The organism is Pectobacterium sp. 1950-15, assembly GCF_037136835.1.
Lineage (GTDB): Bacteria > Pseudomonadota > Gammaproteobacteria > Enterobacterales > Enterobacteriaceae > Pectobacterium.
In genome coordinates, this window is sequence record NZ_JBBBQR010000020.1 from 1 (window position 1) to 13,061 (window position 13,061).

A 13,061-nucleotide genomic window follows, 5' to 3' on the forward strand; every position below is an offset into this window, starting at 1 on the left:
AAATTTAAATGGCGTGGCGGGCTTAAAGTGTGCTGAAGCCTGACCAGAATAAATAGTGCTCTGGTTTGGCCCTAAATCTAATTTGCTGGCGTTATCTCCACGCGGAGCAAAGTCGATTTTTTTCAAATCAACCCAAAAAATATTGGGGGAGACGGCAGATTCAAAAAAGTACTGTAGCGATTTATGATCGATGACCGTACGCCAGCGTGTTGAGGCAATGTTTGGCATACCCGGTAAGGAATAGCCATAAGGAACCGATGCATTGCGTATAATACTGAATGCGGTGGCTAAGTCCGCTTTATCTTTTTCTATTTTACTTTTTTCTGCTACCCCTGGAATGAGTTTATTGGGGGCAACACTTTTCACATAGAATGAGGCACGAACAAAGCGGTCGGCTGCGCGATTCGTTCCCGGCAGCATCACATTCCCTCCAATCTGATCCCAGTAGGCATTCAGCGCCAACTGCTGATCGAAGGTTGGAGAATTGGTCATTACCTGATAATCCTTATTGTGGTGAATAACCTGTTTGCCGTCGATGTATTCAATAATGGCACTGTCGCCAGACGAATCTGACAAGGACAAATGGAGCGTTGCCATGCGATCCTGTCCCGGTACGTCTTTGGTTACCAGTATAAATTTTTCCTGTTGTAGCGATTTCACGGCTTCATCGACGGTAGCAAAATTATCCAACACATACTGTGCCCATGCGGCGACGCTTAAGCCCGGTTTTTTCGCGGTTGGCTTGGTTTTAGGGTATTCAGATTCCGCCAGCCAGAGCACGTTAGCCGCCAACCCTTTCTCATTCAGGCCATCGGTTGTGGAAGCCATTTTTTCGTTGCCATCAAAAGCAGAGGCAATAACACTGCCGTATTTTGATGTCCATTCCAGAGAATACTGACCAGCGGCACCAGAACGTTTTAGTTCTCGTGGGAAAATCCAGAGATTAGTATGGGTATCGTCGGCCCAGTCCATTGATCGGGCGGTAATGGGGTAATCAGGATTATTGATATCTTTATAAACGAGCCGCGTACAGGCAAGTGAAACCGCCGAGCCTAGCGTTAATGCGACTAATGATAGTACACATACCGTAGACTTAATATGCTTATTATTTTTTTTCATTTAATTTCTCCATTCTCTATTTCCAGAGGTGTGTCGTTAATAGAACTTGCCAATTGATTATAGTCAGCGATTATTTAATGACGTTAAAAATCGTAAAATAGATGCAGGAATGTTGAATGATTATTTAATGAATATGTTTTTTGAATATATTATTTTCATAGTAAGTTCTTTTACACGCCATGATGTTGCTTGTTGAGATGACATTTTTCAGCGTTCGATAAAAATCATCTGGATCCCCGAGCGCAATTGGTTTCATGCGGAACATCGGGGATGTCAGACGCAGCCGGTCAGGCCGTTTCTTCTGCTTTTAATCCATCGAAGTTTTCAAAATGCCAGGTTTCGCTGATGCGGCCTCCCTCAATACGGTGCATATCCATACCAGAGAAACGTACCTGCTGACCGGAGGCTTTCCAGCGGTCGAAATCACCAACGTGTCGGCCGCTCATGGCAATCCGGCAGACCACCAGATCATTCTCGGTAACCACGGCTTCGATATTGATATGGAAGCCTTCAAAAGCCGCATGTGTATGTGCCACGGCGCGTTTGAACCCGGCTGGTGTATTCGGCTGACCGGGGTCGGCAGGATGATTGACCCAATTGGTCGCTAACAGGCGGTCGAAAGCGGCATGGTCATTAGTGTTGAAGGCCTGATAGAAAGCGGCTGCCAGAGACGCGTTATCGTTCATGTCGTTGTTTCTCAGTGTGTTTAACATCGAATATTCTGTGGCATGCGGTCTGAATAAAGGAAGAATCTCGCCTGTAGCCCCACACAACGTAAAAATAGGTCAACATTTTACCCATCGCTTTAATCTTACCGCCAACTGGCAGTAAACTGGCGGAATGATTTTTGACCGATTTTCACTGCGGATACTCTCCCGCATGCGTATCGATTCCGTTCCCTCTTTTTCAGTGAGCTATTTGGCCTATGACGTACCTCAAATATTTGGGGATTGGGTTTATTTGTGTGCTGTTGCTATCTTTTTGGCAAAGTTGGGCGCAGTCGACGCGCAACGGCGAAACGTTTAGCGGGCAAACCTGGTGGTCTGCCAAACGGGATTCTTCTGGGTTAGCGCCGAACCCGGTGCAATTTCGCCAGACGGCTATCGTGCAGGTTTACGCTGCGCCGACATACGGCTGGCGCGGGCTGGTGGCGGTGCACCCGTGGATCATTTTCAAGAAAGCGGGGGAAACTCAATATCGCCGTTACGAAGTGGTGAGCTGGGGGAGCGATAATGTTGTCCGTCTTAACCGGTCGGCGGCAGATGCGTATTGGTACGGGGCGATGCCGAAGCTGCTGGTGGAGCACCGTGGCGACAAAGCAGAAGCCATGATCCCGCAGATTGAGGCTGCGATTAAAAGCTATCCGTGGCCGAATACCTACCACGCCTGGCCGGGACCAAATAGCAATACGTTTCTCGCACACATTGGCCGCGAAGTACCGGCGCTCAAGCTGGATATGCCGGCTAATGCCATTGGTAAGGATTATCGCCCGATCACGCGCCCTGTGGGGATGTCGCCATCGGGAAGCGGCGTGCAGATCTCGCTGCTGGGTGTGTTGGGTATCACGATGGGTATTGAAGAGGGGATTGAAGCCAATATTCTGGGGCTGAACATGGGTGTGGATATGAATCCGCCCGCGCTGCGCTTGCCCTTTGTTGGCCGTCTCGGCTATGAAAAAACGGGCAGTGAAGAAGGCTGAGGGTAAAGCCTTCTCCTTATGCGCCGCACTGCCGCAGGTGCGTTAGCAGATTAGCGACTTCGGGTTGCAGAATCGCACCGGATTTCACGCCCAGCCAGAGCTGGCGTGAAGCCCACTCGTCGGTGAGATTGATGGCGCGCAATCCGGTACCGAGCACTTCCGGGCGAATTGCGCCCTCCGGCAAGACGCTGATCCCCAATCCCGCTTCGATCATGCGGCAAATCCCGTCAAAGCTGCTGACCTGTACGCGCAGACGCAGCACTCTTCCCAATTCATCCGAAGCGTCTTTCAGCTGTTTCAGCAAAGAACTACCGCTATTGAGGCCGACGTAATCGTAGCCCAATGTGTCGTTAAAACTCACGTCTGACAGGGCGGAAAGCGGGTGCTGGGGCGGAACGAGTACGACAAGTTTGTCCTTACGGTAAGGAATCTTCTCGACCCCTTGCGATCCGACATTGTCAGCGAAGATACCGATATCGGCATCTCCCATCGCCAGCGCTGTCACCACGGTTTTACTGAGCTTTTCCTCAAGGTTAATACGAATAAGTGGTCGTGCCAGAAGGAACGACGCCAGATCCTGCGGAAGAAACTGAATAATCGCCGAGGTATTTGCCCACATGTGTACGTGGCCGCGCACGCCAACGGCATAATCATTCATTTCGCTCGCCATGCGCTCCACGTTGCTCAACACATTGCCTGCGAGATTCACCAATTCCTTGCCGGCTGGCGTTAAGGTCAGGCCGCGTGGCATGCGGATGAACAGCGCACAGTCCACGGTACGCTCCAGTTCGGCGATACGTTTACTCAGGGCAGAAAGCGTGATGTGGAATTTTTCTGCGGCTTTGGTCAGGCTGCCCGTTTGAGCAACCTGTAAAAAAATGCGGAGCGACTGGAGGTCAAAATGCGCAGGGTTAATCATAATCGTTCGAGCTTCCTCGGTGGTGTGAAAAACACCTCAGTGACCGGTGTATTGATGCAGAGCAGCGTGTTGTCAACTTTCTTATGGCACGCTAACTCTATCACAGCGGGAGGTTTTCCTGACAGGAAAGGGTCGTTGACGATTCAGTGATTATCAAAAGACCCTGTTACTCCTAGGATGTGAGATGTCTGATGTAAGAGGGAGCTTGGAAATGCCATTTATCGATCATATCGATCACCTCGTATTGACCTGCGTTGATCTCGCGGAGACCCGGTATTTTTATGTCGAGGTGCTGCAAATGCGGGAAGAAACGTTTGAAAACGGGCGCGTCGCTTTTCATTTTGGCCACCAGAAAATCAATGTGCATCTGCGTGGAGCCGAGCATGAACCAAAGGCACATCTGCCTGTGCCGGGGGCGCTCGATCTGTGTTTGATTGCGTCGGTGCCGCTGGAGCAGGTTATCGCGCATCTGGCGCGTTACCGCTGGCCAATCACCGAAGGGCCAGTGATGCGTACCGGCGCCACACAGCCTATCCGTTCTATTTATCTGCGCGATCCCGATCTTAACCTCATTGAAATCGCGGAATATTTATCCTAAAGCCATCGTCTGTCTACCAGCCTGAAACGCGGTTCTCCAGATTGTCTTGTTATTTATAGGTCATGCACTTTTATGTTTAGCTTAATGATGTTCAGCGATATTGTGTTGTGTTTGCTTTTGGGCGTCGGGCTGGGATTTTGTGGGGGAATGTTGGGGATTGGCGGGGGGATTATCGCGATTCCGATTCTGGGCGTACTTTTTGGGATGGATCAGCATCTGGCGCAGGGAACGGCGCTGGTGATGATTACGCCTAACGTCCTGATTGGTTTTCTACGCTATCGCCAGCGTAACCGTATTGATACGCGCATGGCATTGACGATGTGTGCATTCGCGACGGGGTCTGCCTACTTTGCCGCTCACCTTGCCTCATCGATTGATGTACACAACCTACAGCGTGCGTTCGCCACTTTCCTGCTGGTGCTGGCCGCGTACTATATGTGGCAGTGGTATAACAAAAAACGCAGCCAAACGCCGGAGAGGGTTCTGTCGACCAAATATCTGCCGCTGCTTGGTGTAGCGAGCGGGTTTATGTCGGGCATTTTTACCGTTGGCGGCGGTTTGGTGGTGGTTCCCGCGCTGGTCACGCTGTTTGCCTTTGCGCAAACGCAGGCGCAGGGTATGGCGCTGATTCTGGTGGTGCCCGGCGCGCTGGCGGCGCTGCTTTCCTACTCGCAGGCGGGGAACGTTGACTGGAGTATCGGCGTACCATTGGCGTTGGGGGGCATTGTCAGCGTCTCCTGGGGCGTCGCGGTTGCCCATAAACTGCCCGTCGTTTATTTGCGAGGTGCCTTTTGTCTGGTGCTGGTCGGCGTGGGTATCACCATGCTGGTGCTTAAATAATGGCTAAATCAAGAGGTTTTGTCGTGAGGCGGGAAACATGCAGATGAAAAAATGGAGTGCGTGGGTTGGCGTCTGCGCGGTTGCCATTATGGCCGTGCTGTTTACGCTTTCCGGGCTATCTGACTTTGAGTTGGATAACGCCAATGTATCGACACTCCGTTTCTCGTCTGGGCAGAATGTTCTGTCAGGCTCTCTGATTGCGCCGCAAGGCGTTACGTCTCCGCCCGTTGTGCTGATTGTTCATGGCGATGGGGCGCAAGACCGCTTCTCCGATTCCGGCTATCTCCCTTTAATTAATCAGCTGATTGACGCGGGTATTGGCGTTTTTACCTGGGATAAACCCGGCGTTGGAGAAAGTTCAGGTGAGTGGTTGGAGCAATCCATGCAGGATCGTGCTGATGAAGCAGTGGCGGCGCTGAATGCCGTCAGAGCACAACCGGGAATGGATCGGCGCAAAATCGGGTTCCTCGGTTTTTCTCAGGCGGGCTGGGTCATTCCTCCCGCAGCCCGCCAGTCTCAGCCTGCGTTCTCCGTGATTGTGGGCGGCGCGCTCAACTGGAGAGAACAGGGTGCCTATTATACCCGTCAGAAACTGGCGCGTGCTGGCATGGCTGACGCGGAGATTGAGCGGCAGGTCAGCGCCGAATTAGCCGCCAATGATGTCGTTTTCGGTCAGCCTGAGCTTGCCGACCCTTCCCGGCGGCCGGATATCGAGCCGAAACGGTTTGCGTTCATTGCCCGTAACTACCTGGCGGATGCGACGCAGAGCGTTAGCATAATGCCCGGTCCGGTGTTAGCGCTTTGGGGTAGCGACGATCTCAATGTCGATCCGCAGCAGAATGCGAAGCGATATCAGCAGTTCCTGACAGCCCGTTTTGATCAGCAGGCTGTGATAGTGCCGGAAGCGACGCATGGGCTCCTGCGCGCGCAGTTGTTCAATGACCAACTGACGACAGCGTGGCCGCAGTGGAAAAGGGGAGCGTTCATCGTATTGGGCAGGAAAGCCTATGCGCCCGGAGCTATTCAGCAGATGACAGAGTGGATAACGGCTGAGGCTGGCAAGAACGCGTCGCCTGAATGAATGCAGGTAAATAAACCCGGTATTCATCGTTTCGCGTTTAATTCCTATTTATTCCTTTAAATAGCGTGGCATTAAGCCTAAAGTTTTCAGCGCTTTCTCCGTTGATAGGTAGGAAGTGATGCGGTTAGCGTGATGATTTATTCGCTTCCTGACCGCTGCTGGAACGGCCCGAGCGAAGCAGGGTCGACGTCCCCTCTTAAGCCCAATCTGAATAAGGCGTGATGTATGAGTCTCGTGAGCTATCTAGGAAAGCAAACTCTCGGTGTACTGGCGGGTTATAAGCAGGATGGCGTGGTCATCCATATTTGCGGCGTCTATCCCAATGCGGATAACAGCCTGCGCGTTTTTTTCCCACACGGGCATGAGTTTGCCGTTGGCGATCTGGCAACGATCCATCTTGATAACCGCTCCGGGGTTGATGAATTTGATGCCAATATTCAGGTTTATCGTGCTTCTTACAAAGGCCGCGTTGTCGTCAGCGACGGAGATTGGGTGGTGCTGGAGCCGAGAGAGTGTCAGCTCCTGCACGGTTTCACGCCAGTGCTGGATATCCGCGAGCCGGGCTACCAGTTTCCACAAGACAACCGTCCGTCAACGCCAGTACCGCTAACGCCGATGGTCGATTTTCCACCGACGGAAAAGCAGGATTTCACCAATAAGGTCGGCGTACTCATTACCATGGCTGCCGAACAGCCGCATACCACGGTGCTGGCGTTCCTGTCATCGGTGGATAACGATATCTTCCTGATCACGTTCCCCGAAACCTTTAAATCTCAGCTGCTCAAACGCAATCCACACTGCTTTTTTGCGATGGATGAGCGCAGCCATTATACCTTTGAGCGGGCGATTGAATGGAACTACACCCTTATTGAAGGGGAAGCGTTTATTATCGCGCGTGACAATCCGCTCTATGAAAAAGTGCGCCATGAATTCGTCACCAAGAACCCGTGGGAAATCGCCTTTTTCACGCGTCCTGATGTCGAGGTTTACCATATTAAAAGTAAACAACTGGTGTGCCCCGGTAATACGCAGACGCTTAGCTAAAATATAAAAAATAAAACGGGATAACACTGCGTTATCCCGTTTTATATCGGTAAAACGCGGCTTACATTGACAGGTCGATCACCATACGGCCGGTAATTTTCCCGCCTTTCATTTCAGCGAAAATAGCGTTGATATCTTTCAACGGACGGCGTGTCACTTTCGGTTTCACTTTCCCTTCGGCCGCAAACTGGAACGATTCTTTCAGATCTTCACGCGTGCCGACCAGCGATCCCACGACCTGAATGCCATCCAGCACCAGACGTGGAATATTCAGATCCATAGATTCCGGCGGCAGGCCGACGGCGACAATACGCCCGCCTGCGCGAACCGCATCGACCGCGGAGTTAAAGGCCGCATACGCAACGGCAGTGACTACGCTAATAAATAATATTGAACGTCCTCCCTATAATTGTTATATTTTGATGCTCAATCAGGAGGGTTGTGTCATCATACCCTATTAAAATTAGAGTATAAATCTAAAATGGAAAAAATAAGGCTTGATCAACTAACAGGTCTTCGATATTTCGCTGCTTTGTTAGTTTTTTTGTCTCATTTAAGCTGGGGTGGTTCTAGCTTATATCTCGTAAGAATTTTTGAATCTGGCTATGTAGGTGTTTCTTTTTTCTTCTTGTTATCAGGATTTGTTCTTTCATATTCTTATAAGCAAAAAATTCTAGATCGTTCATTAAGTTTCATTAAATACGCTTTACTGAGATTGGCAAGGCTTTCACCATTACATTTTTTGACTGCCTTACCATTTTTTTTATACGCGCTTTATAAATTGGATTTGAGCTTCTTTAAGTTAGTGTTGAATCTATTTTATCTACAAAGTTGGGTGCCAAACTCAACCTACTACTTTTCATTTAATGCTCCATCTTGGTCTCTGTCGAACGAGATGTTTTTTTATATTTGCTTCTTCCCGCTAATTTTTATTAGGATAAAAACTCTTCTTAAAATTTTCATCTTGCTTTTTGCACTAATTTTCTTTAGTGCTTCACTGGTTGAGCTTCTATACTCTGAGAAAATTTTTTTCGGCGGTAGTACACTTGCCCACTGGCTTTTTTATATTTTCCCTGGCTTTAGACTGCTAGAGTTTATTGCGGGTATGTTACTTTTTAAGCTTTGGGAGAGTGGTTTTCGCTTGCCTGGTTGGGTGATTTTGCCTTCGTACGTTTTGCTTCTTGTATCAATGTATTTCGCCAAAGAAGTGCCTGAACCATTTCGAATGTCACTTTTTTTCTTACCGGTTATTATTTTGTTTTTTTATGCTCATTTAACAGAGTCAGGGCTTGTTGTTCGCTTCTTTTCCACAAAAATTATGGTTTTACTGGGCAATGCCTCATTTGCTTTTTACCTGATTCACCAGCCTTTAATTATTGTTCTTAAGAGAATTGTCGTTAAGTTTGAATTGTCTAATTTCTCTTTCTTTGTTTTTTCCTGTATTGTTATTAGCGTTCTATCCATTGCGATCTATGTCCTTTATGAACGGAGGGCGGAGTCCTATCTTAAACTGTCGATAAAAGAAAAAGTAAACTAAGAAAGCCTTACATAACGTGTTACTAAGTTAATTGGCTCAACCTCTGTTCAGGGGGGGCTTTATCATGCCGGAATTCTGTTTCTGAATGGAGCAGGATTTCGGGGCTGGGGCACGCGTCCTTGCGGCCGTGTATTGGTATGGGGCGACGTCGGGCTATAGGGCTTTTTCTTTTGGCTCCAGAGCCCATTCCACTTTGCCTTTACCGGTGTTTTTGGCCTGGTAAAGTGCGACATCCACGCGTTTCATAAAGTGTTCGGTGGGTTCCCGCGGCTGTTTTTTGCCGGCCCCAATACTGACTGAAAGGTGGTGCATATTCTTGATAATGATTTTGTTCGCATTTTTGAGTACTTCTCTTGCCAGTTTCTCTGCCCGTTCCTGCGTTCCGGCATACAGAATAATCGCGAACTCTTCGCCACCGATTCGGGTTGCGACCACCTCACTGTTATCGAAACGGGAAAGTATATGACCAAATTTGCTTAATACTTCGTCGCCTTTCGTATGCCCATATTTATCATTAATAACTTTGAAATTGTCGATGTCGATAATAAATAAATAGGGTGTTTTCGCTTCGAGCTTTTTTAATTCGTTAATAAAAAACCGGCGATTAGGAAGCTGTGTGAGTTCATCGCTGAATGACTGTATTCTGGCTTCGACATACTTATTATTGATTTGCTGTATCAGGGTATAGACACCAAACCCGACGCCAAACATACCAATAATTCTCAGCATATCCTCAACATAATACCCAACCAGCTTGGGCTGATAGATAAACTCATCCATGAAGTCAAACGTGGCTGAGCATATCCAGACGTGTAGTCCGAGGCGAATGGATAAAGCGGAAGTATGGTTCAGTGATATTTTACTGGTACAGGACAGGATAAAAAAAAGAAAAACCAGCGCAATCGAGTCAGTATAAGAGCCTGGGTTATTATGCAACTGCTCCTGAAAGTCGCGGTGTTTGAAGAATAAAAGGTTGAATATAATGATCGACGCAGACAATAGCAGGGCGAGCCTTACAGACGAGGAGGCTTTCTTATTTCTATCAATAAAATCGTGGTCATACTCTTTAAAAGGCATTGCGGATCTCCTCTTGCATCACCTTTCAATCCTATCATGAAACCCATCGAATACATTGAGTCGCGTGGTGCCAAGCGGTATACCCCAGAGAACGACGTTGGCTGAGCTGATCTGCAAAAAGCAGACGCCCGATTGCTCAGGCGTCTTGACCGATTAAAAATCCGCTTTCAGTACAACGCGGTAGCGGGCTTTACCGTCGCGTACGTGCTGGATAGCATCGTTGATTTTCGACATCGGGAACAGTTCCGTCTGCGGCTTCACGTTGGCGCGCGCGGCGAGCTTCATCAGAGAACGCAGCTCATGCGGTGAACCGGTAGAAGAGCCGGAAACGCTGCGGTCACCCGCAATAAGCGTGAAGGCTGGAACACTGAACGGCTTCATTACCGCGCCGACGGTATGGAATTTCCCGTTATAGGCGAGTGCGTTGAAGTAGGGCTGCCATTCCAGATCGACGCTCACGGTGTTGATGATGAGATCGAACTGGCCTGCCAGTGCGGTCAGCGCCTGCGGATCGCGGCTGTTGACGACTTTATCGGCACCCATCGCCCGCACTTCCTGCTCTTTAGCCGGGTTTGAGCTGAATGCTGTGACTTCACAGCCCATCGCGTGCAGAAGCTTAATCGCGATGTGTCCCAGACCGCCGATACCGATCACGCCGACGCGGCTGGTTGCGGTGATATGGTGCATTAGCAGCGGTTTGAAAACGGTGATGCCGCCGCACAGCAACGGACCCGCAGATTCGATATCAATGGAATCAGGAAGCGGGATCGCCCACTGCCAGTTCGCGCGGATCTTATTGGCAAAACCGCCTTTATTCAGGATCGTCGGCACGCTGCCTTGCTGACAGTTAGTTTGGCTGCCGCTGATACAGGCATCGCAGTGCCCACAGCTGCGTGCCGTCCAGCCAATACCGACACGCTGACCAACTTTTAAGCCTTTGTTCTTCGCCGCGTCGCCCAGCGCGTGCACACGGCCAATCACTTCATGCCCGGCAACCAGCGGATAGCTCGATATGCCCCATTCGTTATCGATCATCGAGAGATCGGAATGGCACACGCCGCAGTAATCAACCACGACTTCGACATCTTCCGCCTGCAATTCACCCGCATCAAACTCATACAACTCCAGCTCAGCGCCTGCTTCCGGTGCGGCATAACTTTTTATCATCGTCATCACAATCTCCTCAGTATGGGTTTGATTAACCAGTCTAAAGGGTTATGGCGTTTTTCTCTATGTCACAACGTGCCTGTGGTTTTTCATTTTGTGTCAGGTGGAGAGGGGGCGGGCAGCGCTTGATTTACGTTATGCACTTACTTATGCTGCAAAGCGTAGTAAATGACTCGGGGTGCCCTTCTTTGTGAAGGCTGAGAAATACCCGTACCACCTGATCTGGATAATGCCAGCGTAGGGAAGTCACGGTATGCCCACCGGTTGCCGCCTTCTTCCACGCCGGTTGGGAGACTTATGAACACGCGACCCACCGACTTTTCTGCCGCTCAGGCAGCAACCTCACTGACCCAATTCCGTTCCGCCTCGCCGCTGGTGCACTGTTTGACCAACGACGTGGTGCAATCTTTTACGGCTAACGTGCTGCTGGCGCTGAATGCGTCGCCTGCGATGGTGGTCGATCCCGAAGAAGCCGCACAGTTCAGCGCGGTAGCCGATGCGCTGCTGATTAATGTCGGGACACTGGAGCGTTCGCGCGCCGAGGCGATGCGGGTGGCAGTCAACAGCGCGCATCAAGCGGGGACGCCGTGGGTACTCGATCCGGTTGCGGTCGGTGGTTTGACCTTTCGTACTGCATTCTGTCGTGAATTGTTAGCACGGAAACCCGCGGCGATTCGCGGCAATGCGTCTGAAATTATGGCGTTTGCTGGCTTAGCCGCACAGGGGCGCGGTGTGGATAGCGCCGATGATTCGCTGGCGGCGCTCCCTGCTGCACGCGAGCTGGCGCGACAAGTGGGGACGATTGTTGCGGTGACCGGTGCGGTGGATTATGTCACGGACGGTGAGCGAGATATCGCGATAACCGGTGGCGATAGCATGATGACGCGCGTGGTCGGTACGGGATGTGCGCTGTCGGCGGTCGTCGCGGGCTTCTGTTCTCTGGAGGGGGATCGCGTATCCCACGTGGCGGCAGCGTGCTATGTCATGGCGCTGGCAGGGCAGCAGGCGGCTTCGGTCTCGCAAGGTACGGGCAGTTTTATCCCCAACTTTCTCGATCGGCTTTATACCTTGCGCGCGGAGGATCTGGCATGAAACGTATTAATGCGTTGACGATTGCGGGCACCGATCCGAGCGGTGGTGCGGGGATTCAGGCGGATTTAAAAGCCTTTTCCGCGCTGGGCGCTTACGGCACGTCGGTTATTACCGCGCTGGTGGCGCAAAATACGCGCGGCGTACAGTCCGTCTACCGAATTGAGCCGGATTTTGTCGCGGCGCAGCTGGATTCCGTGTTGAGCGATGTCCGTATCGATAGCGCCAAGATTGGGATGCTGGCACAGACCGAGATTGTCGACACCGTTGCCGAACGCCTGCGTCACTACGCGGTGCCTTTCATTGTGCTGGACACCGTAATGCTGGCGAAAAGCGGCGATCCGCTGCTCGCACCCGAGGCAGTGGAATCGATCCGCCGTGAGCTGCTGCCGCTGGTGTCCCTGACTACGCCCAACTTGCCCGAGGCTGCGGCGCTGTTGAATACGTCACTGGCCACCAACGAACGGGAAATGCGTGAACAGGGGGAAGCGCTGCTGGCGATGGGCTGTCAGGCGGTGCTGATGAAAGGCGGCCATCTGAGTGAAGCGGAGAGCCCGGACTGGCTGTTCAGCCGTCAGGCCGAACCACTGCGTTTTAGCTCCCCGCGCGTGAATACCCGCCATACGCACGGCACCGGCTGCACGTTATCTGCCGCACTGGCGGCGCTGCGACCGCGCCACGATAGCTGGGGGGAGACGGTCAAGGCCGCGAAGGACTATTTACAGCAGGCGTTACAGCAGGCCGACACGCTGGAGGTCGGACATGGCATTGGCCCCGTTCATCACTTCCACCGCTGGTGGTAAAACCATAAGTAAATTGACTTGTACTTTGCGTGACATATTTGCCAGTAATTTCAAACTAAATTAAGCGCATTTCGGCGTGACAGGGCGG

The 13,061-nt window shown here is 51.0% G+C and carries 13 protein-coding genes, 1 pseudogene and 1 riboswitch; of the genes and pseudogenes, 8 read left to right on the forward strand and 6 right to left on the reverse strand.

The features are described 5' to 3' along the window. Together WCT94_RS18205 and WCT94_RS18210 are read right to left on the reverse strand one after the other, a co-directional pair. Positions 1 to 1,119: linear amide C-N hydrolase (locus tag WCT94_RS18205; RefSeq protein ID WP_336870874.1), on the reverse strand; the 1,119-nt coding region annotated here is incomplete at its 3' end. Between the two features lie 287 nt (positions 1,120 to 1,406). Continuing rightward, positions 1,407 to 1,832: an ester cyclase gene (locus tag WCT94_RS18210; protein ID WP_336870876.1), complete on the reverse strand. Its 426-nt coding sequence runs from the start codon at positions 1,830 to 1,832 to the stop codon at positions 1,407 to 1,409. A 212-nt stretch (positions 1,833 to 2,044) separates the two neighbouring features. Here WCT94_RS18210 and WCT94_RS18215 point away from each other — a divergent pair, with 212 nt between their 5' ends. After that, the gene (locus WCT94_RS18215; RefSeq protein ID WP_336870878.1) at positions 2,045 to 2,818 is read left to right on the forward strand and encodes a DUF3750 domain-containing protein; all 774 of its coding nucleotides are present in this window, start codon (positions 2,045 to 2,047) and stop codon (positions 2,816 to 2,818) included. Between the two features lie 16 nt (positions 2,819 to 2,834). On the opposite strand, the gene WCT94_RS18220 is transcribed toward WCT94_RS18215, so the two are convergent. After that, a complete protein-coding gene (locus WCT94_RS18220) occupies positions 2,835 to 3,737 on the reverse strand; it encodes a LysR family transcriptional regulator (RefSeq protein WP_015841166.1) in 903 nt (300 codons plus the stop codon). A 211-nt stretch (positions 3,738 to 3,948) separates the two neighbouring features. Between WCT94_RS18220 and WCT94_RS18225 the strand changes: the two genes are divergently transcribed. The 4 genes from WCT94_RS18225 to WCT94_RS18240 all read left to right on the forward strand — a co-directional run bounded on the left by WCT94_RS18225 (position 3,949) and on the right by WCT94_RS18240 (position 7,300). Next, positions 3,949 to 4,335, forward strand: a complete 387-nt coding sequence (locus WCT94_RS18225) for a VOC family protein (protein ID WP_336870965.1) — start codon at positions 3,949 to 3,951, stop codon at positions 4,333 to 4,335. A gap of 72 nt (positions 4,336 to 4,407) precedes the next feature. After that, on the forward strand, positions 4,408 to 5,175 hold the full coding sequence (locus WCT94_RS18230; protein ID WP_336870881.1) for a sulfite exporter TauE/SafE family protein: 768 nt from the start codon (positions 4,408 to 4,410) through the stop codon (positions 5,173 to 5,175). 43 nt (positions 5,176 to 5,218) lie between these two features. After that, on the forward strand, positions 5,219 to 6,256 hold the full coding sequence (locus WCT94_RS18235) for an alpha/beta hydrolase family protein (protein ID WP_336870882.1): 1,038 nt from the start codon (positions 5,219 to 5,221) through the stop codon (positions 6,254 to 6,256). Between the two features lie 225 nt (positions 6,257 to 6,481). After that, entirely contained in the window at positions 6,482 to 7,300 is an 819-nt protein-coding gene (locus WCT94_RS18240) for a hypothetical protein (RefSeq protein WP_182099791.1), read from the forward strand. Between the two features lie 61 nt (positions 7,301 to 7,361). Here WCT94_RS18240 and WCT94_RS18245 read toward each other — a convergent pair. After that, positions 7,362 to 7,679, reverse strand: a pseudogene (locus WCT94_RS18245) (zinc-binding dehydrogenase); the annotation flags it as partial. Positions 7,680 to 7,781: 102 nt separating this feature from the next. Here WCT94_RS18245 and WCT94_RS18250 point away from each other — a divergent pair. Next, positions 7,782 to 8,837: an acyltransferase family protein gene (locus WCT94_RS18250; RefSeq protein ID WP_336870883.1), complete on the forward strand. Its 1,056-nt coding sequence runs from the start codon at positions 7,782 to 7,784 to the stop codon at positions 8,835 to 8,837. A 153-nt stretch (positions 8,838 to 8,990) separates the two neighbouring features. Here the strand turns inward: WCT94_RS18250 and WCT94_RS18255 are convergent, their stop codons facing one another. Together WCT94_RS18255 and ahr are read right to left on the reverse strand one after the other, a co-directional pair. Then, a complete protein-coding gene (locus tag WCT94_RS18255; RefSeq protein ID WP_336870885.1) occupies positions 8,991 to 9,914 on the reverse strand; it encodes a GGDEF domain-containing protein in 924 nt (307 codons plus the stop codon). A 153-nt stretch (positions 9,915 to 10,067) separates the two neighbouring features. Continuing rightward, positions 10,068 to 11,087: an NADPH-dependent aldehyde reductase Ahr gene (gene ahr / locus WCT94_RS18260; RefSeq protein ID WP_336870887.1), complete on the reverse strand. Its 1,020-nt coding sequence runs from the start codon at positions 11,085 to 11,087 to the stop codon at positions 10,068 to 10,070. Positions 11,088 to 11,245: 158 nt separating this feature from the next. Then, positions 11,246 to 11,342, forward strand: a riboswitch (TPP riboswitch). Positions 11,343 to 11,378: 36 nt separating this feature from the next. Here ahr and thiM point away from each other — a divergent pair. After that, a complete protein-coding gene (gene thiM, locus WCT94_RS18265; protein WP_336870888.1) occupies positions 11,379 to 12,173 on the forward strand; it encodes a hydroxyethylthiazole kinase in 795 nt (264 codons plus the stop codon). Next, positions 12,170 to 12,973 carry a bifunctional hydroxymethylpyrimidine kinase/phosphomethylpyrimidine kinase gene (gene thiD / locus WCT94_RS18270; RefSeq protein WP_336870889.1) on the forward strand — a complete coding sequence of 268 codons (804 nt, stop codon included), beginning with the start codon at positions 12,170 to 12,172 and terminating at the stop codon, positions 12,971 to 12,973. The genes thiM and thiD overlap by 4 nt, the downstream gene beginning before the upstream one ends. The last annotated feature ends 88 nt before the right edge of the window (positions 12,974 to 13,061 follow it).